At 36.6% G+C, this 23,643-nt stretch carries 27 protein-coding genes, 1 pseudogene and 2 other annotated features; of the genes and pseudogenes, 10 read left to right on the top strand and 18 right to left on the bottom strand.

The features are described from left to right. Genes trpB through trpE form a run of 6 tightly spaced genes read right to left on the bottom strand, consistent with a single transcriptional unit; the run spans position 1 to position 5,589 of the window. On the bottom strand, positions 1 to 1,194 hold the full coding sequence (gene trpB, locus DJ93_RS18885; protein ID WP_042982539.1) for a tryptophan synthase subunit beta: 1,194 nt from the start codon (positions 1,192 to 1,194) through the stop codon (positions 1 to 3). Beyond that, positions 1,191 to 1,805 carry a phosphoribosylanthranilate isomerase gene (locus DJ93_RS18880; protein ID WP_042982537.1) on the bottom strand — a complete coding sequence of 205 codons (615 nt, stop codon included), beginning with the start codon at positions 1,803 to 1,805 and terminating at the stop codon, positions 1,191 to 1,193. The genes trpB and DJ93_RS18880 overlap by 4 nt, the downstream gene beginning before the upstream one ends. Beyond that, a complete protein-coding gene (gene trpC / locus DJ93_RS18875; RefSeq protein WP_042982536.1) occupies positions 1,802 to 2,563 on the bottom strand; it encodes an indole-3-glycerol phosphate synthase TrpC in 762 nt (253 codons plus the stop codon). The genes DJ93_RS18880 and trpC overlap by 4 nt, the downstream gene beginning before the upstream one ends. Position 2,564: 1 nt before the next feature. Further along, complete coding sequence (trpD, locus tag DJ93_RS18870) at positions 2,565 to 3,590, bottom strand: anthranilate phosphoribosyltransferase (protein ID WP_042982535.1); 1,026 nt, start codon at positions 3,588 to 3,590, stop codon at positions 2,565 to 2,567. Next, a complete protein-coding gene (locus tag DJ93_RS18865; RefSeq protein ID WP_042982534.1) occupies positions 3,587 to 4,174 on the bottom strand; it encodes an aminodeoxychorismate/anthranilate synthase component II in 588 nt (195 codons plus the stop codon). The genes trpD and DJ93_RS18865 overlap by 4 nt, the downstream gene beginning before the upstream one ends. After that, positions 4,171 to 5,589: an anthranilate synthase component I gene (trpE, locus tag DJ93_RS18860; RefSeq protein WP_042982533.1), complete on the bottom strand. Its 1,419-nt coding sequence runs from the start codon at positions 5,587 to 5,589 to the stop codon at positions 4,171 to 4,173. The genes DJ93_RS18865 and trpE overlap by 4 nt, the downstream gene beginning before the upstream one ends. Before the next feature lie 51 nt (positions 5,590 to 5,640). Next, positions 5,641 to 5,887 (bottom strand) — a binding site (T-box leader). A gap of 64 nt (positions 5,888 to 5,951) precedes the next feature. Continuing rightward, positions 5,952 to 6,189: a binding site (T-box leader), on the bottom strand. Positions 6,190 to 6,495: 306 nt separating this feature from the next. Between trpE and putP the strand changes: the two genes are divergently transcribed. Next, a complete protein-coding gene (gene putP, locus DJ93_RS18850) occupies positions 6,496 to 7,968 on the top strand; it encodes a sodium/proline symporter PutP (protein WP_042982531.1) in 1,473 nt (490 codons plus the stop codon). Between the two features lie 167 nt (positions 7,969 to 8,135). After that, positions 8,136 to 8,534 carry an Ig-like domain-containing protein gene (locus DJ93_RS18845; RefSeq protein WP_042982529.1) on the top strand — a complete coding sequence of 133 codons (399 nt, stop codon included), beginning with the start codon at positions 8,136 to 8,138 and terminating at the stop codon, positions 8,532 to 8,534. A gap of 36 nt (positions 8,535 to 8,570) precedes the next feature. Here the strand turns inward: DJ93_RS18845 and DJ93_RS18840 are convergent. Then, positions 8,571 to 8,965 (bottom strand): annotated as a pseudogene (locus tag DJ93_RS18840) (PH domain-containing protein). 97 nt (positions 8,966 to 9,062) lie between these two features. Between DJ93_RS18840 and DJ93_RS18835 the strand changes: the two are divergent. Beyond that, positions 9,063 to 9,746 carry a DUF4386 domain-containing protein gene (locus DJ93_RS18835; protein ID WP_042982528.1) on the top strand — a complete coding sequence of 228 codons (684 nt, stop codon included), beginning with the start codon at positions 9,063 to 9,065 and terminating at the stop codon, positions 9,744 to 9,746. On the opposite strand, the gene DJ93_RS18830 is transcribed toward DJ93_RS18835, so the two are convergent. After that, a complete protein-coding gene (locus tag DJ93_RS18830) occupies positions 9,739 to 10,311 on the bottom strand; it encodes a Crp/Fnr family transcriptional regulator (RefSeq protein ID WP_042982527.1) in 573 nt (190 codons plus the stop codon). The genes DJ93_RS18835 and DJ93_RS18830 overlap by 8 nt on opposite strands. Before the next feature lie 196 nt (positions 10,312 to 10,507). Next, positions 10,508 to 11,419, bottom strand: a complete 912-nt coding sequence (locus tag DJ93_RS18825; protein ID WP_042982525.1) for a DMT family transporter — start codon at positions 11,417 to 11,419, stop codon at positions 10,508 to 10,510. Between the two features lie 203 nt (positions 11,420 to 11,622). Here DJ93_RS18825 and DJ93_RS18820 point away from each other — a divergent pair, with 203 nt between their 5' ends. The 6 genes from DJ93_RS18820 to exsF all read left to right on the top strand — a co-directional run bounded on the left by DJ93_RS18820 (position 11,623) and on the right by exsF (position 16,833). Further along, on the top strand, positions 11,623 to 12,354 hold the full coding sequence (locus tag DJ93_RS18820) for an alpha/beta hydrolase (RefSeq protein WP_042982524.1): 732 nt from the start codon (positions 11,623 to 11,625) through the stop codon (positions 12,352 to 12,354). A 93-nt stretch (positions 12,355 to 12,447) separates the two neighbouring features. Beyond that, complete coding sequence (locus DJ93_RS18815) at positions 12,448 to 12,966, top strand: YjcG family protein (RefSeq protein WP_042982523.1); 519 nt, start codon at positions 12,448 to 12,450, stop codon at positions 12,964 to 12,966. A 1-nt stretch (position 12,967) separates the two neighbouring features. Next, entirely contained in the window at positions 12,968 to 13,390 is a 423-nt protein-coding gene (locus DJ93_RS18810) for a GNAT family N-acetyltransferase (RefSeq protein ID WP_042982522.1), read from the top strand. Positions 13,391 to 13,490: 100 nt separating this feature from the next. Continuing rightward, positions 13,491 to 15,557, top strand: coding sequence for an ATP-dependent helicase (locus tag DJ93_RS18805; RefSeq protein ID WP_042982521.1), 2,067 nt, complete (start codon positions 13,491 to 13,493; stop codon positions 15,555 to 15,557). Positions 15,558 to 15,701: 144 nt separating this feature from the next. Continuing rightward, positions 15,702 to 16,172, top strand: coding sequence for a CotY/CotZ family spore coat protein (locus tag DJ93_RS18800; protein ID WP_042982520.1), 471 nt, complete (start codon positions 15,702 to 15,704; stop codon positions 16,170 to 16,172). Between the two features lie 157 nt (positions 16,173 to 16,329). Beyond that, complete coding sequence (exsF, locus tag DJ93_RS18795) at positions 16,330 to 16,833, top strand: exosporium protein ExsF (protein ID WP_042982518.1); 504 nt, start codon at positions 16,330 to 16,332, stop codon at positions 16,831 to 16,833. Positions 16,834 to 16,916: 83 nt separating this feature from the next. Here exsF and DJ93_RS18790 read toward each other — a convergent pair whose 3' ends face one another. Together DJ93_RS18790 and DJ93_RS18785 are read right to left on the bottom strand one after the other, a co-directional pair. Next, the gene (locus tag DJ93_RS18790) at positions 16,917 to 17,111 is read right to left on the bottom strand and encodes a hypothetical protein (RefSeq protein ID WP_042982516.1); all 195 of its coding nucleotides are present in this window, start codon (positions 17,109 to 17,111) and stop codon (positions 16,917 to 16,919) included. 98 nt (positions 17,112 to 17,209) lie between these two features. After that, positions 17,210 to 17,569, bottom strand: coding sequence for a DUF1360 domain-containing protein (locus DJ93_RS18785; protein WP_042982514.1), 360 nt, complete (start codon positions 17,567 to 17,569; stop codon positions 17,210 to 17,212). 126 nt (positions 17,570 to 17,695) lie between these two features. On the opposite strand from DJ93_RS18785, the gene DJ93_RS18780 reads away from it, so the two are divergent. Further along, positions 17,696 to 18,151: a CotY/CotZ family spore coat protein gene (locus tag DJ93_RS18780; RefSeq protein ID WP_042982513.1), complete on the top strand. Its 456-nt coding sequence runs from the start codon at positions 17,696 to 17,698 to the stop codon at positions 18,149 to 18,151. Between the two features lie 55 nt (positions 18,152 to 18,206). Here the strand turns inward: DJ93_RS18780 and DJ93_RS18775 are convergent, their stop codons facing one another. From DJ93_RS18775 to DJ93_RS18745, 7 genes are all read right to left on the bottom strand, one after another. Next, the gene (locus tag DJ93_RS18775; RefSeq protein ID WP_080743526.1) at positions 18,207 to 18,728 is read right to left on the bottom strand and encodes a CotO family spore coat protein; all 522 of its coding nucleotides are present in this window, start codon (positions 18,726 to 18,728) and stop codon (positions 18,207 to 18,209) included. A 185-nt stretch (positions 18,729 to 18,913) separates the two neighbouring features. After that, complete coding sequence (gene fabI / locus DJ93_RS18770) at positions 18,914 to 19,684, bottom strand: enoyl-ACP reductase FabI (RefSeq protein WP_042982510.1); 771 nt, start codon at positions 19,682 to 19,684, stop codon at positions 18,914 to 18,916. Between the two features lie 107 nt (positions 19,685 to 19,791). Then, positions 19,792 to 20,646, bottom strand: a complete 855-nt coding sequence (gene rfbD, locus DJ93_RS18765) for a dTDP-4-dehydrorhamnose reductase (RefSeq protein ID WP_042982507.1) — start codon at positions 20,644 to 20,646, stop codon at positions 19,792 to 19,794. 11 nt (positions 20,647 to 20,657) lie between these two features. Beyond that, the gene (gene rfbB / locus DJ93_RS18760; protein WP_042982506.1) at positions 20,658 to 21,629 is read right to left on the bottom strand and encodes a dTDP-glucose 4,6-dehydratase; all 972 of its coding nucleotides are present in this window, start codon (positions 21,627 to 21,629) and stop codon (positions 20,658 to 20,660) included. A gap of 11 nt (positions 21,630 to 21,640) precedes the next feature. Further along, a complete protein-coding gene (gene rfbC, locus DJ93_RS18755; RefSeq protein WP_042982505.1) occupies positions 21,641 to 22,186 on the bottom strand; it encodes a dTDP-4-dehydrorhamnose 3,5-epimerase in 546 nt (181 codons plus the stop codon). Between the two features lie 8 nt (positions 22,187 to 22,194). Continuing rightward, on the bottom strand, positions 22,195 to 22,932 hold the full coding sequence (locus tag DJ93_RS18750; RefSeq protein ID WP_042982503.1) for a sugar phosphate nucleotidyltransferase: 738 nt from the start codon (positions 22,930 to 22,932) through the stop codon (positions 22,195 to 22,197). Positions 22,933 to 22,945: 13 nt separating this feature from the next. Continuing rightward, on the bottom strand, positions 22,946 to 23,626 hold the full coding sequence (locus DJ93_RS18745) for a glycosyltransferase family protein (RefSeq protein WP_042984254.1): 681 nt from the start codon (positions 23,624 to 23,626) through the stop codon (positions 22,946 to 22,948). Positions 23,627 to 23,643: the final 17 nt, after the last annotated feature.

Genomic DNA, 23,643 nt, shown 5'->3' with positions numbered 1-23,643 from the left:
TTACACCTCTTCCATATAACGTTTTATACTCTCTACATCTTTATCACCACGGCCTGATAAGCAAATAACAAGTCCTTCATCTTGCTTCATTTTCGGCGCTAGTTTTAAAGCGTATGCGACAGCATGTGAGCTTTCTAACGCCGGGATAATCCCTTCTTTTTTCGTTAATAATTGGAATGCTTCCAACGCTTCATCATCTGTGATCGAATGATAAGAAACGCGTCCAATATCTTTTAGTAAACTATGTTCTGGTCCAACACCTGGATAATCTAATCCTGCTGAAATAGAGTGCGCTTCTTGAATTTGCCCTTCTTCATTTTGCAGAAGATACATCATTGATCCGTGTAAAACGCCAACGCTTCCTTTCGTTAAAGTTGCTGCATGTTCTTCTGTATGAACACCTTTCCCTGCTGCTTCTACGCCATAAAGAGCAACCTCTTCATCATGTACAAACGGATAAAACATTCCCATTGCATTACTGCCACCACCAATACAAGCGACAACTGCTTCTGGTAATTTCCCTTCTAACGCTTCATATTGTTTTTTCGTTTCTTTCCCAATTACGCTTTGGAAATCACGGACAATTTGTGGGAATGGATGTGGACCAAGGACTGACCCCATAATGTAATGCGTATCATGCACATGTGAAACCCAGTAACGAAGCGCCTCATTCACAGCATCTTTTAACGTGCTACTACCTGCTGCAACGCTTTCTACTTTCGCTCCGAGTAGTTCCATTCGAAACACATTTAGTTTTTGACGTCTTACATCTTCTTCCCCCATGAAGATAACGCATTCTAAACCGAGTAGTGCACATACAGTCGCTGTCGCAACTCCATGTTGTCCCGCCCCTGTTTCAGCAACAACTTTTTTCTTACCCATTCGCACCGCAAGAAGCGCTTGACCAATTGTATTGTTAATTTTATGAGCTCCTGTATGGTTCAAATCTTCACGCTTTAAATAAATCTTCGCACCGCCGCAATACTTCGTCATATTTTCTGCAAAATAAAGTGGTGTTTCTCTTCCGACATACGTTTGTAAATAATGATTTAATTCCCGTTTAAAAGATTCATCTTGCATCGCTTCTTTGTACGCTTCTTCTAGTTCTAAAACGGATTGCATAAGCGTTTCTGGAACGTATCGACCTCCATATATACCGTAGTGACCTTTTTCATCTGGATATGCATAGTTCATTTGGAACACTCCTTCACTTTTATAATAAATTGTTTTATTTTCTCGATATCTTTCTTACCATCAGTCTCTACTCCGCTACTTACATCGACCATATAAGGCTGAACGGTTTGAATTGCTTTTTCTATATTGCGAGCGTTTAATCCACCAGCTAATATCGTTTTCTTTCGCAAATCTTCCGGCAAATATGTGAGAAACTCCCATGAAAATGTCTTTCCATTTCCACCATAAAATTTCTCTTTTGGGCTATCAAATAATACATAATCTGTTTCATATGTTTTCGCGTTTACAATATCTGTCTCTGAATTTACCCCTAGCGCTTTTATAGACGGAATATTCAATCTTTCGATATAATGGTTCCCCTCATCCCCATGTAATTGCACATGTGTTAAACCACAATCTTCTGCGATTTTCTGGATTAATTCAACTGATTCATTTACGAAAACACCAATTTTCATAACGTGCGCTGGAAGCTCATGAATAATTTCTTTCACTTGCCCTGGAGTAATTTTTCGCTTACTTTCTGCAAAAACAAATCCGATTGCATCAGCGCCATATTCGCACGCAGCTCTTGCTGTTTCAACGTCCGTAATACCACAAATTTTCACCTTCATAATTTCACCTTACATTCATTAAAAAAGCTGTTAATAGAAGATGTTGTCATAAGCGCTTCTCCAACTAATACGCCCTTAGCGCCGGCTTGTTTCACGCGAACGATATCTTCTTTTGAGTGAATCCCGCTTTCACTAATCCAAAGTAACCTTTTTTCATTTAATCGTTTTCCAAGCTTTTCTGTTTGACCTAAATCTACTTCAAATGTTTTTAAATTACGATTGTTAATACCGATTACATGTGGATTTAGTTCCATCGCAATTTCTAATTCTCTTTCATCATGAACTTCGACAATCGCTTCTAATCCCATTTCCAGTACATAATCGTAAAGCTCTTTTAGCTTCTCTTGTGATAAAGCCGCTACGATTAGTAAAATAATATCTGCTCCCGCTTCATACGCTCTATCAATTTGAATTTTATCGATTACAAAGTCTTTACATAAAATCGGAATATTAATTTGTGCTCTTGCTATTTGTAAATCGTGAAAAGAGCCTTTAAAAAATTGACCATCTGTTAAAACGGAAACAGCTCCTGCACCGCATTCTTCATACGTTTTTGCTTGCTTCGCTACATCAACGTGTAAGTTAATATCCCCTTTTGATGGAGACGCTCGTTTTACTTCTGCGATCACTGTAAATTGCTGCAATGCCTCTACAAGTGAATGTACGTTTCTTTTTTCTTTCACCGGTGTATATATTTCATATAGCTCCGCAACTTCTCTTTTCTTCTGCTCTACAATTTTGTCTAAAATCGTCCCCATATTAATTCACCCTCTCCAATTTTTCATGACTCGCTGCGATTAATACATTTAGTTTTGCTAACGCTTTGCCTGAATCAACGCTATCGACCGCTAACCGAATCCCTTCCTCAATCGTTTCTGCTTTTCCGTTTGCAAAAAGAGCAAGACCTGCATTTAATAAAACTGTATCGCGGTATACACTCTTTTCTCCTTTTAATACTTGCATTGTAATCTTTGCATTTTCTTTCGGATTACCACCTCTAATTGCTTCGTTTTTCACTCGCGCAAATCCGTATTTTTCTGGGTCAATACTCATTTCTACTATTTCGTTATCTTTTAAAATGACGACATGATTTTCTCCTTGCAGTGATGCCTCATCTAAAAATCCACTTCCATTTACGACGAGAGCTTGTTTCCGGCCAAGCTTTTGTAATACTTGTGCGACTGGTAATAGCATATCTCGCTTATATATACCGACGAATTGTGTTTCTAAATGAATCGGGTTCGTTAAAGGACCTATTAAATTAAAAATCGTCGGGACGTTTAATTCTTTTCTTATTTTCATAATGCGTCTTAATGCTGGATGCATCGCTGGTGCGAATAAGAAGGCGATACCTACATTCTCTAACAAATAGTCAATCTCACTCGGCGTACAACTAATGTTTACACCGAGCTCTTCTAATAAATCCGCACTTCCTGTTTTACTAGAAACAGCACGGTTTCCATGTTTTGCAACCTTTACACCAGCTCCAGCCAGTACGAATGCTGATGTTGTACTAATATTAAATGTTTGAGCACCGTCACCACCCGTTCCGCAATTGTCCATCGCCTCTTTTATATGCTTCGAAAATGGCAATGCTTTTTCACGTAGGGCACGAACGAGGCCGTATATTTCTTCTGCTGTTTCTCCTTTTGCTTTCAGTAATACTAAAAAGGCAGCAATTTCACTTTCTAATATATTTTCACTTAATAAAAGAAGCCCTGCTCCATACATTTCCTGTTCTGTTAAGTGTTGTCCCTCTACTAATTTACGAAGATAACTGTTCATACTCTCTCCTCCTCTTTCACTTGAGCTAAAAAGGCACGTATTAACTTCCCGCCTTCTTCTGTTGCAATCGATTCCGGGTGAAACTGTAATCCAAAGAGCGGATAATAGTTATGCCGAACTGCCATAATTTCTCCGTCGTCCATCGCTGTCGCTAATACATCAAAACACTGCGGTAAGCTATTTTGCGCTGCGACGAGTGAGTGGTAACGCATTGCCGTTAACGGCTGAGTCACGTACGAAAAGATTGATGTCCCATTATGTTTCACACGTGATGTTTTTCCGTGTTTAATGCGCTCTGCCCTCACAATTTTTCCTCCAAATGCGGAAATGATTGCTTGATGCCCTAAGCAAATCCCGAGAATGGGAACGTTCTTATAAAAGTGACGAATTACGTCTACACAAACTCCTGCATCTTCTGGTTTTCCAGGTCCAGGTGAAAGAATAATTGCTTTTGGCTTCATCTCCTCTAATTGTTGGATCGTTACTTTATCATTTCTTACAACAATAATCTCTTCTTCATATGCTCCTAACAGTTGATACAAGTTATATGTGAATGAATCATAATTATCGATGAGTACAATCATTTCATAACCTCCAAAAGCGCTCTCGCTTTATTTAATGTCTCTTCATATTCAGCTATCGGATTTGAATCATAGACGATGCCGGCTCCCGCTTGGACGTATGCTCTTTCGTCCTTTACAACCATCGTTCGAATTGCTAGCGCCATATCAAGGTTTCCTGAGAAGGAAATATATCCAACTGCTCCAGCGTATACATTTCTTTTTTCACTTTCTAATGTATTGATAATTTCCATCGCTCTAATTTTCGGTGCTCCCGATACTGTCCCAGCCGGCAAACAGTACGCTAATGCATCAAAACCATCCATTTGTTTTCGCAATGTTCCGTAAACTTCAGATACAATGTGCATAACATGGGAGTATTTTTCGACCTTCATATATTTATCTATCGTAACAGAACCAATTTCGCTTACTCTGCCGATATCATTTCGTCCAAGATCTACAAGCATCATATGCTCCGCTCGCTCTTTCTCATTTCCTAACAATTCTTTTGCGATTTCCTCATCTTCCTGTTTTGTTTTCCCTCTCGCTCTTGTGCCTGCGATTGGATTTGTCATCACCTTGTCATCTCTTACTGAAAGCAAACTTTCTGGTGAAGAACCGAGAACGACATAATCTTGAAAATCAATATAGAACATATATGGCGATGGATTCGCAATTCGAAGTTTCCGGTAAAGGGCAAATGGATCTCCTTTACATTCACTTTGCAAACGCTGGGATAATACGACTTGAAAAATATCGCCAGCCCGAATATATTCTTTCGCTGTTTCGACCATTTCACAAAATTCTTTTTCCGTTACTGAAGAAGTAAATGCCAAGGGCGATGTAACCTCTTTTACTTGTTCTTCTTCTCCATTCAATATGGTTGTTTTGTATACTTGTAATCTTTCGTATGCTTCTTCATAAGAGGTCGCATCATCTTCCTTGTATACATATACAAACGATAGTTTCTGACGCAAATGATCGTATACGATAAACTCACGGTATAATAACATATGCACTTCTGGAATATTTACCGGATCAACTAGTTCCTCGCCAATGTCTTCATACTGCCGAATAACGTCATAGCCAATATATCCAACTGCTCCTCCGCAAAACGGAAATGGACTTTCTACTTGCAATGGCGCGAGCACTGCTTCTAATACGTGTAATACATTTTTTTGAAGCTTTTCAGTTTGACCATTTATCGTTAATTCTACTGCTAGGCCAACACTTTTCACTTCTCCATAAGGATCACACCCAAAATAAGAATATCGCCCTTTATCTTGATGCAGCTGTGAGCTTTCTAATAAAAATTTCTTCTTCCCTTTCATACGTCTATATAAAGAGATTGGCGTTACACTATCCCCTTCTTCTTCATCGATTATTAAAAATGGTTTTCCTTGTTTCTTTCGTGTCATAAATTCTTCTTTCGTTATCATGCCTTTCACCTCGCTCTGAAAAATAAAAAAGTCCCCTACATATCGAAATATGTAGAGGACGATAAATTTACCGTGGTACCACCTCATGTTGGATGCAAAAACATCCCGCTTTATTCAGGTACAAAATATATACCTTATCCTTGTAACGGCGGAACCCGGGTTGCCTACTGAATAGAAATTGTTCAGCATACCTCTCGTAAGCCCATTCCGTATATGGCACCGCACTGGGCTCTCACCTGTTCCCAGCTCTCTGTAACGTCTCCTAAAATACGTACTCTTCTTACTTAAACGATTTAGCTTATTTAATTTTTTATAAAACGTGCAACAAATTTTTATACACAAAAAGGGAGTACTCATCCTATAGAAAGGACGGGTACTCCCGTGGTGCCACCTTAATTCGTTACGAATGTAACGCACTTTACCGTATCAACAATAATACGTGTCTCTTGTATCGATGAGATCATGTCGCCAAAGCCTACTTCTTTCGGTTCGGTTTGGAAGCTCCGAAGGCCATTCCGTATTAATTCCATACTGATTCGCACCAACCATCAGCTCTCTGACATGTTCATAATACGTACTCTTCTTCATCAACGCTTGCATTTTTTTAAGTTGCACTCATTATATTCCTTATATTTTTAACAAGTCAATACTTTTCAAAAAAAAATATTTTTTTCTTCATTCAATATTATATTGACAAAACAACCTGTTTTTATGTAAATATAATAAATACTCTATTAAAATTAAGGTTTTTTGTCAGAAAATTATATATTCTAAAAATAAATCAATGTCAAAAAACGCTTACATTTCAGAAAATTCGTATTTGTATATGGATTTTCTAAAATAATCATGATAGATTATAAATATGCATTATTCATCAAAAGACATTACAAAAGGAAGGGGAACTACATGAGTACGCAGATGTTAATTTTAACTTCTATCTCTATTTACATGCTCGGGATGCTAATTATCGGCTATATCGCCTATAAACGAACGTCCAACTTAACAGATTATATGCTTGGCGGGCGTACACTAGGCCCCGCAGTAACAGCATTAAGTGCTGGAGCAGCTGATATGAGCGGTTGGCTTCTAATGGGCTTACCCGGTGCAATGTTTAGCGTTGGATTAAGTAGTAGCTGGATTGCGATTGGCCTAACACTTGGCGCATACGCAAACTGGATCTATGTCGCTCCTCGCTTACGTACCTACTCAGAAATTGCAAACAACTCTATTACTATTCCAGAATTTTTAGAACACCGTTTCCATGACAAATCTCATATGCTACGCCTCGTATCTGGACTTGTTATTATGATCTTTTTCACATTTTATGTAGCTTCAGGATTTGTTTCTGGCGCTGTATTATTCGAAAATTCATTTGGACTCAATTACCATGTCGGTCTTCTTATCGTCGGAAGTGTTGTCGTAGCTTACACATTATTCGGTGGCTTTTTAGCTGTAAGTTGGACAGACTTCGTGCAAGGAATCATTATGGTAGTCGCTCTTATTCTTGTTCCAGTTGTAACAATTATGCATGTAAACGGACTTGGTCCAGCATTTGAAACAATTAAATCTATCGATCCAGCGTTATTAGATATTTTTAAAGGCACTTCTGTATTAGGCATCATTTCATTATTTGCATGGGGCCTTGGTTATGTTGGACAACCACATATTATCGTACGCTTTATGGCAATTTCTTCTGTAAAAGAAATTAAAAGCGCACGCCGAATCGGTATGAGCTGGATGATTTTCTCTGTTGCCGGAGCTATGTTTACTGGTCTTATCGGTATCGCATACTATTCAAAAGCGGGTTTAAAACTTTCTGACCCAGAAACGATTTTCGTTGAACTTGGCAGCATTTTATTCCATCCACTTATTACTGGATTTTTATTAGCGGCTATTTTAGCAGCTATTATGAGTACAATCTCTTCTCAGCTTCTCGTTACTTCAAGCGCAGTAACAGAAGATTTATATAGAACCTTCTTTAAGCGTTCTGCTTCTGATAAAGAGCTTGTATTTGTCGGCCGTATGGCTGTTCTTGGTATCGCCCTTATTGGATGCGCATTAGCGCTTAAACAAAATGATACGATTTTAGCTCTTGTTGGATATGCTTGGGCTGGATTTGGTTCTTCATTTGGACCTGCCATTTTATTAAGCTTATATTGGAAACGTATGACAAAATGGGGCGCGCTTGCTGGTATGATTTCAGGTGCCGCTACCGTAATTATATGGACTCAATTCAAATTCTTAAAAGATTTCTTATATGAAATGATTCCTGGTTTCGCTATTAGTTTAATTGTAATCGTAATTGTTAGTTTACTAACAAAACCTTCAAAAGAAGTTGAAGAGCAATTTGAGAATTTCGAAAAACAACATAGCCTATAAAAAGAACCTCCGCTTTTATAATAAAAGCGGAGGTTTCTTTCTTTTAATCATAGTTCGACAGTTTTCTTCTCGAAATTAACAATTTCTTTATGTTTCGTTAAATTTAACATAACACTTTTCCTTTATAGTATTAGTATCGACACTCATACAGAAAGGGGTCCACAAAAATGTTAGCATCTTTACAATATCAAAACATAAGAAAGTTTTCACCTATCACAAACACTTCTGCTCCTAGTTTAAATATGCAACCATATCCACCAAAAATTAAAATTGCTCCTTCTGTTATATCTGTGATTGGCGTTCATATTCAAAAGCAAAAACTAAAAATAAAAACAGGACAAAGTGTAGAATTATCAGCCTCTGCTTTGCCGATGCAAGCAACGAATAAAGAGCTTATATGGACAAATATGAATTCTGACGTTATCACAATATATCCAAAAGGTGAGTCGGTAACGATTACAGGGAAAAGTGCGGGAAGGGGCGTAGTGATTGTTACCACTGCTGAAGGAAAATTCCGTGATTTATGTATCGTTCATGTACAACCTTATATGACAAATCCAAAGTAAAATAAAAAGAGTGGTTTCGTGGCCACTCTTTTTATTTTACTTTATTTCTATTTGAGAATTTTTACTTTTCACGTAGGAAATGAATTGTAGTTTATCTTTTGGAGAAATAAACTCTGTTTCATATGAGCCGTAAAGAATTTCAAGTCGATCAAACGATAACGCGGGAGCTGCTAACGGATTTTTCGTATTAGAAATTTGCTTTATATCTTTTATAAAAACCTGCTTTTTTACCAGACCTGATTTAATACTAATTTGATCTTCTTTCACGATATACTTCGTTGTAAACCAGCCCCAAATGAAAAGAACTGCGAAAGGCACAGTAAGGAATAAAAGGAAATATCCGCTTCCTACAATAATCGGAGCAAAGCATGCACCAACAACTACGATAACATTGGATATAACCATGCGTCTTTTTTTGATGGAAATTCCACCAAATCTCCTCCCTTATTTACATTCTTAACTTAAGTCAATGAATGATTATCAACCTCCTCTTAAAATAAAACCAATATTGAAATAGGAGGATCTACTATGACAACTTCAAACAATGAACGAAAGTTTGCTTTAATTGCTGGCACTTCCCTTATCATTATGGTATTTGTTGCATTTTTTTCCTACGGTTTTGTTCATGGAAATCTCGTCATACAAGGGGATGCAAACGCTACATTTCATAACATTCAATCATCCAATATACTTTTCAAATCGGAAATCTTCGGTTGGATTATCATTTTCATTACTGATATTGTCGTCGCATGGGCCCTTTATTTGTTTCTAAAACCTATTCATAATAGCCTTTCATTATTAGTTGCATGGCTTCGTCTTATGTATACAGCTATACTTGGGATAGCTATATTCAATTTAATCATTGTACTCCTTCTTTCAAAAAGTACAATTGCTTATCCTCAAACATATATAATGTTATATCTTGATGCATTTGAATACATTTGGTCTGTGGGGTTAATCATTTTCGGCTTGCATCTTCTCACCTTAGGGTACGTAACCTTTCAATCTAAAAACATACCAAAAAGGATTAGTGTATTACTGCTTCTTGCTGCAATCGGTTATATCGTCATTCACGTAATGAATACGATGTTTTCACAATATGATGCGATCATTTCATTTATTAAAGTCTTATTCCAATTACCCATGATTGCGGGTGAATTAGGATTTGGCATATGGTTACTGCTAAAAGGCGGAAGAAAACCTATTACTTGAGTCGCTTCTTAATTCTACTTAACGATTCTGGAGTAATACCAAGGTAGCTTGCCAATTGATATTGAGGAACGCGCTCGATTAAATGCGGCCGTTTTTGTAATAATGATTTGTAGCGCTCTTCTGGTGTTGATGCAATAAATAAAGCAAGCTCTTCCTGCACTTCACCAAAATTGTACTCAATCATCTTGCGCGTCATTTCTTCTAATTGTGAGTATTTATTATACATGCCCTTTTCATTATGAAAGTCACCAACGACTACTATACAATCTTCTAAACACGTTAACGTATGTGGGGATGATTTATCTTGTTTATGATGGTTAAAGTTCGAGATCGCTTGTTCTTCTGTATAAAAATTAGATGTAACTTCTTTCCCATGTTCATCTATACAATACTGCCTAACGCATCCTTTTAATACAAAATAACATGAAGCCGGAACATCTCCTTGTCTTAGGAGAATTGTTCCTTTTTTATATTCTTCAATTTGTAACTCTTCGACGATCATGCGCTGCTGTTCTTCACTTAATGTTGTAAGTCTTGTCATATATTCCATTAAAATCTCTTTCATTTTGCCTCTCCTTCCCTTGTATCTTTGTATGAGAAACGTATGATTTAATTCCACTATACATTATCTTTTTTATGCTATATAGTGAATATTTTCCTTATTCCAATTTACCTTTTTTATTTTTACATGGAACAAAAAAGAGAAGTTACCAGTAACTTCTCTTTTCACCCCTGACATAATTTTATTTCATATAAACATGTTACAGTTCCTGAGTATACACCGGCTCGTTCACCACATTTTTTGATGTTCTTTTTTGTTGCTGTAATAAGAAAATAAAGACACCGAATAATACGAGAATACTACCGAGGATTTGCATCATATTTAACTTTTCTCCAAGTAAGAAGAATGCGAGTATAGAGGCCCCAACAGGTTCTCCTAAAATACTCATTGAAATTGTTGTCGCATTTACATAGTTTAAAAGCCAGTTATTGATTACGTGTGACACTGTAGGTACGATTGCAAGTAAAAGAAAAATGCTCCAATCCCACTTCGTATAGCCTGTAAATGGTACACGGAGTATAACATTATAAATTGCTATAAATATACCAGCGAATGCAAATACAGTGAAACTATAAATCCAATGTGACACTTTCTTTACTGTCGTTTGTCCAATAAATAAGTAGCCGACAACTGCAATAACACTTAAAAAGGATAATATATCTCCGAATATTGCTTGCTCACTCAGTCCTAAATCTCCCCAGCCAATACACATTACGCCTAAGATAGCAATTCCCATCGTCGCAATTGCTGAGTATGTCGTTCTTTCTTTAAACAGAAAAAAGCCTCCAACTAAAGATACGATTGGCTGAAGCGCTAAAATAATCGTCGAACTGGCAACCGTTGTATATTTTAAAGATGCAAACCATAAAAGAAAATGCAGTGCTAAGAAAAAGCCAGATCCAATTAAAAATCCCCAGTCCTTTATTTGAATTTTGCTAAACTCTTCCCGCTTTTTCCAAACAATCGGCAGCATAATCAGTACAATAATCCATAATCGGTACATACTTAAAATCGAAGACGGCGCTGAGGACATCTTTACAAAAACAGCTGCGAATGAAATAGCTATAATGGAAATGGCTAACGGTAGTGCGATTGATTTTTCTTGTTTCAATTTGTGTCTCCCCTCTCACCTGAAAAAATCCCACTTCATTATAGCTGTTTTCTTTTATAACTTAAATACTAATTTTTTAGATTCTTCATACCATTATGGTAAAATAGAAACGAAAGCACCTATTAGTGAATATTTCTTTCATTTTCACTACAAGCGTCGCTCTTAGAAATCAATACAGCAAATTTTTATTTAGGGGGATCTACATGAATCAGGCAATAGGGAGAATTGAAGAAATTTCATTTTTTAGTACATCACTTCAAGAGGAACTTACACTTCTTGTTTATTTACCAGTAAATTATACACCGCTCCACAAACATACAGTTGTTATTGCACAAGACGGTAGAGATTATTTTCAGCTTGGTAAAGCGCACCGCGTAATTGAGCGCCTTCGTGAAACTGAAGAAATTGACCGTACAATTATTGTCGGTATTCCATATAAAAACGTACACGATCGTAAAGAAAAATATTTTCCGGGCGATGTTAAAAATGCAGCTTACATTCGTTTCCTTGCTCATGAGCTTGCTCCATATATTGATGCAAATTATCCAACGTATCAAATGGGGAAAGGTCGCGTCTTAATTGGCGATTCTCTTGGGGGTACAGTTTCCTTTATGACCGCACTTATGTATCCGCATACATTCGGTAAAGTCGTTATGCAATCACCATTTGTTGATGAAACAGTCCTAAGTTTAGCAAAAGATTTCAAGAACCCACAGGCACTAGAAATTTATCATGTAATTGGTACTGAAGAAACAAATGTGAAGCGCACAGATGGACAAACTTCTGATTTCGTACAACCAAATCGCGAACTGCATGCACTTCTTACAGAAAGAAACTTCATCACACATTATGAAGAGTTCGAAGGAAATCATACTTGGAAGTATTGGCAAACAGATTTACCGAAAGCATTTTCTCATATTCTATCATTTAAATAATAGAGAGCAGTATTCAGAATTATTTGATATAATATAGAGAGAGATTTGTTTTTCTCAAAATCTAACTAGACTTACAAAGGGAGGAATTGAAACATGAAAATTGGCATTGTAATTTTCCCATCAAAAATGATTCAAGATAAAGCGAACGGATTGCGTAAACGTTATGATCCGCATTATGCATTAGTTCCGCCACATATCACATTGAAAGCACCCTTTGAGGTACCAGATGAGCAATTAGAAGCAATTGTAAACGAATTACATACAATCGCAGGCAAAACAAATCCATTCACTCTTCACGTTGGAAAGGTGAGCTCATTCGCACCTGTTAATAACGTTATTTATTTTAAAGTAGAAAAAACACCTGAACTTACTTTCTTAAATGAAGAAATGCATAATGGATTTTTCACACAAGAACGAGAGTACGCTTTCGTACCGCATTTAACAATTGGACAAAATTTATCAGATGCTGAGCATGCTGATGTATTAGGCCGATTACGTATGAAAGATTTTTATTATGAACAACCGATCGATCGCTTCCACCTTCTATATCAATTAGAAAATGAAACTTGGACTGTACATGAAACATTCCACCTTAGAAAGGGGAACAACTAATTTGCAAGCACAGATCGTACAAACAGACGAACAACTAAGAGATGCATTCTCTGTACGTAAACAAGTCTTTGTGGAAGAGCAACGTGTCTCTTCTGAAGAAGAGTATGATGAATTTGAAGAAATTTCTAAACACGTTGTTATATACGATAATGATATTCCAGTCGGTGCAGGACGCTTTCGCGTCATTGATGGGATTGGTAAAATGGAGCGTATTTGCGTGCTAGCTTCCCATCGTAAAAAAGGAATTGGAAAAATCATTATGGGTGCGCTCGAAGCATATGCAAAGGAAGAATCTCTATCAAAATTGAAACTCCACGCCCAAACACATGCTGAGGTTTTCTATAAAAAACTCGGATATATAACAATTTCCGACGTATTTATCGAAGCAGATATACCGCACGTCATAATGATAAAAGAATTGTGATTTTCTAAACAGGAGGTAGCCCCTCCTGTTTTTTACATTGCTATTTTCTTTTTCTTCCGCTAAAGTTAAATGTTGATGCTATAATTTTGAAGGTGAATATATGACTCAAGAAAAATTTTCACAAAAATCATTAACACACGCTGGCGTTCCGCAAGCGACATATCATATTCCAAAGACATCATCCCATTTAATTATGGAAAAAGATGCAGATGCGGCTTATTTCCGCGCCTTAGAACAACAAAGTGTTTATTTAAATGAAAAACAACTAGAAGCTGTACGAACGACAGAAGGGCCCGTCCTTACATTAGCGGGAGCTGGAAGTGGGAAAACATCTGTTTTAACGACTCGCGTTGGCTACTTAGTGAACGTGAAACAAGTTCATCCACGCAACATTTTACTACTGACGTTTACACAAAAAGCTGCTGAAGAAATTCGCAGCCGTGTAGCAAATTTGCCTGGTATGAATCATGCTGCAAGCAGCTACGTTGTTGCGGGGACATTTCATTCCGTCTTTTTAAAGTTACTTCGTAGTCAAGGATATAATCAGCAAATTTTAGCAAATGAAAAACATAAACAAATTATGATAAAGAAAATTTTGAAAGAATTACGATTAAAAGACGATTATGATGCTGAAACAATGTTAGCCATGATTTCACTCGAGAAAAACAAATTAAATCGTCCGAAAGATGTACAAGCTAAAACACCGGTTGAACAAGAATTCCGTGAAGTGTACGAACGTTTTGAAGAGGTAAAGCAAAGATATAATTATATCGATTTTGACGACATTTTATTAGAAACGTACTATATGTTAGAAAATAACGCTCCTCTATTAACACAATTACAAAAGCGTTTCCACTATATTGAAGTAGATGAATTTCAAGACACATCATATGCACAATATGAAATTGTAAAACTGTTAGCTTCACCAAGAAATAATTTATTTATCGCAGGTGATGATGATCAAGCGATTTATGGCTGGCGCGGTGCAAGTCACCAAATCATTTTATCTTTTCCAAAAGAATTCGATAATACGACGATTATCGCTCTAGATACAAATTATCGCTCCAATCCATTTATCGTTGGTCTTGGAAACGAAGTCATTAAACTCAATCAAGAACGTTTTGATAAAGAGTTGTATTCTGTTCGTGAAGAGGGGGTACAGCCATTTTATGCTAGGCCCGCAACGACTCTTGATGAAGCAAATCAAATTTTACAACTCATACAAGAAAAAGTAGACAGTGGCGAACGAAACTATAAAGATTTTTGCTTACTATATCGTACACACTCTGTAAGTCGTTCTTTACTTGATCAACTTACGATTCATAAAGTTCCATTTATAAAACACGGGGCAAGTCAATCATTCTATGAACATTCTTTAATTAAGCCAGTATTAGATCATTTGCGATTAGTATGTGAACCGTTCCGAATTGAATCTCTTTCAAACATATTGCCAACGATGTATATTGGCCGTGATGAATGCATTTCATTTATTGAACGTGAGCAATGGAAATACGGTGAAGGCCGTTTCCCTTCCCTCCTCCATTTTCTATTACTAAACCCTAGCTTAAAACCATTTCAAGTAAAAAAAATCAATGAGCGCATTGATTTTATTAAATTTATAAAAGAACTAGAACCGAAAAAGGCATTAAAAGAAATCATCCATGGTAAAGGAAAATATTTAGAGTACTTACAAAGCAATGATCGTTCTTCCTTCACGATGCATAAAGACATACAAGAAGAGATGCTAGAAGAATTAATGGAATCTGCAACTCGTTTTACGGATATTCCTGCTTACTTAGAATTTGTTAGTACAGCTATTCAAAGTCAGAAGGAGATGGAGGCATTAAAAACAATGCCTCAAAAAGATGCCGTATCACTTATGTCAATCCATAACGCCAAAGGCCTTGAATTTCCATGCGTCTTTTTGCTCGGAGCAAGCGATGGCATATTGCCTCACTCCTCTTCTTTAAAAGATGCAAATGACCGCGTAACCGATACTTCTGAAGCGTTAGAAGAAGAACGACGCTTAATGTATGTTGCAATCACACGTGCAAAAGAAGAACTTTACATTTCCTCTCCGCAATTTTTCAGAGGAAAGAAGTTAGATATATCTCGCTTTTTATATACAACGAGAAAAGATTTACCTCAAAAGACATCCACTAAATAAGGATGTCTTTTTTTTCATAGTCCATTATGTACATCCCCTCTATATAAATTTCCTGTTTTCATCATGAGAATTAACGTAATATCAGCCATATACCATTCATATTGTAGTAGTGTATGTCAGAACTCACGATAAGGAGTGAACAGAATGAGCTGCAACTGCCACGAAGATCATCACCACCACCATGATTTTGACTTTAACTGTGTATCTAATGTCGTTCGATTTATACATGAATTGCAAGAATGCGCGACCACAACATGTGGATCCGGTTGTGAAGTTCCATTTTTAGGCGCACATAATACTGCATCAGTAGCCAATACTCGTCCTTTTATTTTATATACAAAAGCTGGAACACCTTTCGAAGCATTTGCCCCTTCAGGAAGTCTCACTAGTTGTACCTCTCCTATTTTCCGAGTTGAAAGCATAGATGATGACGGGTGCGCTGTATTACGTGTACTAACTGTAACTATCGGCGGTGACCCTGTACCACCTGGCGATGATCCAATATGTGCGTTTTTAAATGTACCAAACGCGACGCTAAAAGCAACTTCTACTTGCCTTACTGTTGATTTAAGTTGTTTTTGCGCTATTCAATGCTTACGCGATGTTTCTATTTAAAAAATGATTTTAAGTATTGATTGGGTGGCAGAAAATTCTGCCGCCCAATCGGTGCTTAAAAATATAAATTTTTATTTTTAAAATTGGGAACTTGTCTAGAACAAATAGCTTGTCCCTTTCATTAACTGAAAGTAGAACAAATAAAGGAGTGAAAAACATGTTCCCTTCTCATTGTAAATTTACTAGGATTGACTGTGAAGCGAAACCCGCAAGTACACTACCTGCTTTTGGTTTTGCTTTCAACGCTAGTTTTCCTCAATTTGCAGCAGTAGGCGCACCACTATTATTACCTAGCACAAGTCCAAATCCAAATATTACTGTTCCAGTAATAAATGATACAGTAACTACAGGAGCTGGTATTAGAATCCTAAGAACTGGTATTTATCAAATCAGCTATACATTGACAATAAGCCTTGATAATTCTCCTGTTACACCAGAAGCTGGTCGCTTTTTCTTATCACTAGATACACCAGCTAACATTATTCCAGGATCAGGAACAGCAGTCCGCTCAGACACAATTGGTACTGGTGAAGTAGACGTTTCCAGCGGCGTTATCCTTATTAATTTAAACCCTGGCGACTTAATTCAAATTGTACCAGTTGAAGTAATTGGAACAGTAGATGTTCGTGCTGCAGCATTAACAGTTGCACAAATTGGTTAGTAAAAGGCGGTATTTCTTAATTGAAATACCGCTTTTTATTTTTACTATACATAACAAAAAACACTCACAGTAACATGAGTGTTTCATTCTTCATATTGTTTTATTACATTTTTCTTCTTCCCACAGTTACATCCCTTTTTCTTCACAAACCCTTGTTGTTGTAATTGCTCGCTTTGTTCTTGATACGCTTGTTGTTGTTGATATGCTTGTTGCTGTAGTTGGTACCATTGCTGAAGGTCATAAGAATTTCGTCTTGGATTATTGCTCACAGCAAACATCTCCTCTACTGTCAATTCTGTCTATTTACTATATGAACAACTTATTATTTCCGTTCCCTCATTCCCTGAAACTCCGCTTTCTCAACTATTAAAAATTATTATTCTCCAATAAAATATCCCGTAATTGTTTCAATGATTGCCGCCGCTCCTGCAATAGCTAATAATGCTAATAATGGCTCTGCTATGATAGGAACCCAATTATATAAAACTAATAAAAAGGCACTAACCCATACACCTGTACACCAATAACAACTTAATAATTCTCCAATCCACTTCCTTAGGCCTTTTCCTTTTATCTTCGTATAAGTGGATACACTCCCGTCCGGTTCTGTAATCTCTAATTCTTCAATAAACGGTTTACGTAAAAAAGCAGTAATTTTATCGTAAACAATAAGGCGCGTTAATCGAAAAGCAGCTAGCGCAAAAATGAAAAACAAAAGCCAGCTTGTAAATAGCATCATTTCACCTCTCCTTACTTTCTTTAGCCTATTTAAAAAAAAACATCTTCAGAGTGTGACCGATTGCCCCTCACTCCAATATCTTATTAATGTAAATAAAAACAAAAAAGATAAGGAGTGACATTAATGGGTTGTAACGAAAACAAACACCATATCTCTTCTCATTGTGTAGCTGACGTTGTAAAATTCATCAATGAATTACAAGACTGCTCTACTACAACTTGTGGATCTGGTTGTGAAATCCCATTTTTAGGGGCACACAACACTGCTTCAGTAGCAAATACACGTCCTTTTATTTTATACACGAAAACAGGAACACCTTTTGAAGTATTCGCACCTTCAGGAAATCTTCATCAATGTAGCACTAAAGTTCTTCGCGTTGAAAGTGTAGACGATGATTCTTGTGCGGTATTACGTGCATTAACTGTAACTATCGGTGGTGAACCTGTACCACCTGGTGACGATCCAGTTTGTGCGTTTTTAAATGTACCAAACGCGACACTAAAAGCAACAACTACTTGCATTACTGTTGATTTAAGCTGCTTCTGCGCTATTCAGTGCTTACGCGACGTTACTATTTAATAAGTAAACTAAAAAACTATTGGGGTGGTAGATGATTTCTACCACCTTTACATATTTATAAACCCGCCATATCAATTGATTTAATATCTTCTATGGATAGCTTAATATCTCTCATACTATTTGGTGGCATAATAAAAACGACTCCATCTCGGTACGATATAATTGATCCTACATACGAAACTGTATTTGTTTTTATTCTGCACCTTACTTTCGGAATATAATGAGGTCGATTTAATAAAAAGTGTATTTTTTCTTCATTGCTCATATCTTTAAATGATTTGTTGTTTGGAACCGTCGTCACCTGTTCCACTTGTTGTTGGTAGTGTTCTTGTTGTTCTTGGTGTTGTTCTTCATTTTCTTGGAATTCTTGCTCTGTTTCCACTTCTTCTACTTGATTTATAACATTTTGATCGCTATTACTTCGCTCTTGTCTATCACCATTTTCAATTTTTGTGATAAGTATTCTTTGCATTTTCGGTCTAACAAGATTCGAACTAACTTGAGCAATATATAACAACGGTTTTCCGACTGTTGAACTTTTATTTTTATTCTCCACACTCGTCCCTCCTACTTCCATAAATCGTGTACTATTATAGTTATATTCATGAAGCCTTCAGAACTTTCGTTAAAAATCTTTCTTAGCTACATAGAAGATGAATCCATAGCATTTCTGTTTCTAAAAAGAAAAAAGGACAGTCTCCTAATGAGACTGTCCTTTCAATTGATTTACAATCCAAACATGCACTGTAATCAATATTTTATTTATCCTAAAATATGATATCCTGAATCAACATGAATATTTTCACCTGTTACGCCGCGTGCTAAATCACTAAATAAGAATACTGCTGTATCTCCAACTTCTTCTGGAGTTGTTGTACGGCGAAGTGGTGAACGCTCTTCAATATCTCTTAAAATAGAGTTGAAATCTCCAACACCTTTTGCAGATAGCGTACGGATTGGCCCTGCTGAAATAGCATTTACACGAATACCATGTTGCCCTAAATCATTCGCTAAATATTTAACGCTAGCTTCTAATGAAGCTTTCGCAACACCCATGACATTATAGTTTTTCACAACACGTTCTCCGCCAAGGTATGTTAAAGTTAAAATATTTCCGCCTTCTGTCATCACTTTTTTTGCTTCTCTTGCTACAGCTGTTAAAGAGAACGCGCTAATGTTTTGCGCAAGTAAAAAGCCGTCGCGAGAAGTATCTACAAATTCGCCTTTTAAATCATCACGATTTGCGAAAGCGATACAATGTGCAACACCATGAATCGTACCAACTTCTTGCTTAATTGTTTCAAAACAAGTTGCAAGTTCTTCATCATTCGTTACATCACAAGGTAACACAAGTGATTCTTGTCCTTCTAATGTTGCCGCTAAATCGCGAACATTCTTCTCTAAACGTTCTCCTGCATATGTGAATATTAATTTTGCTCCTGCATTATGCAAAGAGCGTGCAATTCCCCATGCAATACTTCTTTGGTTCGCTACGCCCATAACAACAAATGTTTTCCCTTGTAATAGTTCCATGATATATCCTCCCAAACATTATTATACTTGTTATTAGTACCTGATACTATATTTATAGTACCATAAAATGGTCTAAAGGCAAACAAAAAATCACTAGTTCAAATTCACTAGTGACTTTTTGTTTCTATAAAGAAGCGCTCTAATCCTTCTTCCCAAGAAGGCATTTGTGAAAAACCATTTAATTGTAACATTCTATGTTGAAAAATTGAATATTTCGGTCTAGTTGCCCTCGCACCAAATTCCTCAGTCGAAACAGGTAATACCTTTACTTTTATATTTATATGAGAGAAAATCTTCTGCGCAAATTCAAACCAAGAACATGAGCCCCGATTTGATACGTGATACGTACCATATAATGACGTATTCATGAGCTTCTTAATTACAGCAATCAAATCCGTCACATACGTAGGAGAGCCAACTTGATCAGCAACAACAGTTACACTGTCTTTTTCTTTTCCTAATCTTATCATCGTTTTCACAAAGTTGTTTCCATATTTCCCGTAAAGCCACGATGTACGTATAATAAAATATTTATTATGTAACTCTTTTACAAACAGCTCTCCTACATATTTCGACGCACCGTATACATTCACCGGTGCTGGCGTATAAAACTCATGATACCCATCCATCTTATCACCAGGAAATACATAATCTGTACTTATATAAACGAATTTCGCTCCCAGATTTTGAGAGGCAACTGCTACATTTCTCGTGCCAATTGCATTTACTAAATAAGCTAACTCTTCTTCTTCCTCTGCTGCATCTACTTTTGTATAAGCAGCGCAATGAATGATAACGTGAGGATGTATTTGTTTCAAAATATGCATGACTTGAGACATATTCGTAATATCTAATGCATGTTTATCAAATGGATAAATTTCATACACATCTGAACTTAACTCTTCCACTACTTGTTTTCCCAATTGACCATTTGCTCCGGTTACAATAATCCGTTCTTTCATCTGCGAACCCCTTATTGTTCCTTTAATGGCTTCCACCACTGCCTATTCTTTTTATACCACTTAACCGTTTCTTGTAGCCCTTGTTCAAACGTATACTGCGGTTCCCATCCTAACTCTTCTTTCATTTTTTTCGCATCAATTGCATAGCGACGATCATGCCCTAATCTATCTGTAACAAACCGAAGATCTTCTTTTGTTTTTTCCAGTAAATTCATGATCTGTTCAACTACATCTATATTTGTTTTTTCATTATTTCCACCAATGTTGTACACTTCTCCAAAATTCCCTTTATGCAGTACAACATCAATGGCACTACAATGATCATTCACATGAAGCCAATCTCGTATATTCAATCCATCTCCGTATAACGGTAGCTTTTTTCCTTCAAGTGCATTCGTAATCATGAGTGGAATCAACTTCTCAGGATATTGATATGGTCCATAGTTATTGGAACAGCGTGTCACAATAATCGGCAATTGATACGTTTTATAATAAGATAAAGCAATCATATCTGCACTTGCCTTACTAGAAGAGTATGGACTACTTGGATCTAAAGAAGTATGTTCTGTAAATTTCCCTTCATCCCCCAAAGAACCGTATACCTCATCCGTTGATACTTGCACCAATTTAATATGAGGATATTTTTTTACTAATTCTAATAATGTTACTGTACCAATTACGTTTGTATTATAGAAAGGTATCGGATTTTCAATACTGCGATCTACATGTGATTCCGCTGCAAAATTTACAATCGCTTGCACTTCATATTGCTGAATAACATATTCTACAAGTTCACGGTTTTGAATGTCCCCTTTTATAAAAGAATAGCGGGAATCTTGATCAACAGAATATAAGTTTTCAAGATTCCCACTGTAAGTTAAAGCATCGTAATTTATGATACGATATGTTTCATATGTTCGTAACATATAATGTATAAAGTTACTACCAATAAATCCAGCTCCACCGGTTACTAATATATTCATGTACAACTCTCCTACTTAATATCTTCACACTCACTAATTTTTGGGAGGAATCGATCTTTTTCCGATAAAATCGGCTCCTTTACTGGCCAAGGAATTGCTAATTGTTCATCATCCCAATGAATCCCGCTATCATGCATAGGACTATAATACTCATCGACTTTATACATAACAATTGTTTCCGGAACAAGCGTGCAAAAACCATGAGCAAACCCTTTTGGAACAAGCAGTTGCCTGTGATTATCGGCGCTTAAAATATACCCTTGCCATTGTCTATATGTGGGCGATTCAGTACGCAAATCGACAATCACATCATAAATTGCACCTTGCACGACTTGAACAAGTTTTGTTTGTGCTTTTGGTTCTTTTTGAAAATGCAATCCTCGAATCGTACCTGCTTTAGCAGAATAGGAAATATTATCTTGAATAAACGCATGTGTAGCGCCAATCTGTTCTAATGTTTTCTTATTATAGCTTTCTGAAAAAAAACCACGGTCATCTTGAAACAATTGCGGTTCCAACAATTTCACACCAGTAAAATACGTTTCAATGACTTCCATACTCTCACCTATTCCCCATTAAACTGTTTCCCAAAGTCTATATCCCGTGCAAATATATTTGCTGTTTGAAGAGAAGTATGAGTTCCAGCATCCGTCCACCAGCCGCTCATCTCATTATAAGTAAGTACTTCTCTTTTCAAATACCAATTGTTTATATCTGTAACTTCAAGTTCTCCCCTTGCTGATGGTTTTAAATGCTTAATATATGAAAATACTTGTGCATCATACATATAAATCCCTGTAACTGCATATGAACTTTTTGGTTCTTTCGGCTTTTCCTCAATCTCGATAATCTTTCCATTTTCGATAGATGGTACACCAAATCTTGCTGGATCTTCCACCTTTTGTAGCAATACTTTTGCTCCTTGCTCTTGCTCCATATATTCTTCTACATATGGACGCAGCTCATCTGAAAAAATATTGTCACCAAGTATGACTAGCATTCGATTATCACCAACGAAATGCTCGCATAACCCTAAGGCCTCTGCAATACCTCCCGCGCGATCTTGCACACGATAAGTAAACGATACTCCAAAATCATAGCCACTTCCTAAAAAGTTAACAACATCTCCCATATGTTCTTTTCCAGTAACCACCATAATATCAGTAATCTTACACTGTTTTAATTTGTATACTGCATGATAGATCATCGGATAACGCCCAACTGGAAGTAAATGCTTATTTGTCACTTTCGTAATTGGATATAGTCTTGATCCTGTTCCTCCCGCTAAAATAATTCCCTTCATCTCAACCTCTCCTTTATGTTGGAGATAAAGTATCTTTATAGTGTTTTACAAAAACTTGACGATATTTCTCATAAGCAATCGAATCAAATTCATCTCCATTATAATGAATACACCATATCCTTGTTTGGTCAGGAATACCAACTAAATAACCTGCTTTTCTAAATTCTAGTGACTGAGAAACATCGTAGAAATGAAATCCATCAAATAAATCTTCACGCCATGGTAAATCATATTGCGTGGCCATTAATAATCCATCAATCGCTTGCACTGAAGTAAAGGTTTTGGATCCGTAGAATTCCTTTTCCAAACTTAATAACTGATAGTTTTTTCTTCTATATTCAATCACTTGCCCGACTAAATTTTTCCCTTCCCACCATATACCATTCTGAGGTAAGTACTGACACCCAGCTACTCCAATCAAACCAAGCTTTTCATTAGATGCAAAAACAGAAATTAGATCTATAAATAAATTACGATTAATAATAAACGTATCTTGATGCAAATACACTTTATATTTCGCTGGATATGAAAGCGCCTGATTATATGCACCTGTCATGCTTTTTGCATTATATATCGGGAATATCTGAACTTGAAATTCAGGTGGGACAATGACATTTTTAATTTGCCTCTCACACTGTTCAAAAAGCTCTTCATGATTCACACAAACGACAACCAAAATCGTCTTTTCTTTCATCATCGCAATCCTTTCTT

Source organism: Bacillus clarus, from assembly GCF_000746925.1.
In the GTDB taxonomy this organism is placed as follows: Bacteria; Bacillota; Bacilli; order Bacillales; family Bacillaceae_G; genus Bacillus_A; species Bacillus_A clarus.
Note: the sequence above shows the minus strand (reverse complement) of the source record. Positions and strands in the feature narration are given on the sequence as shown.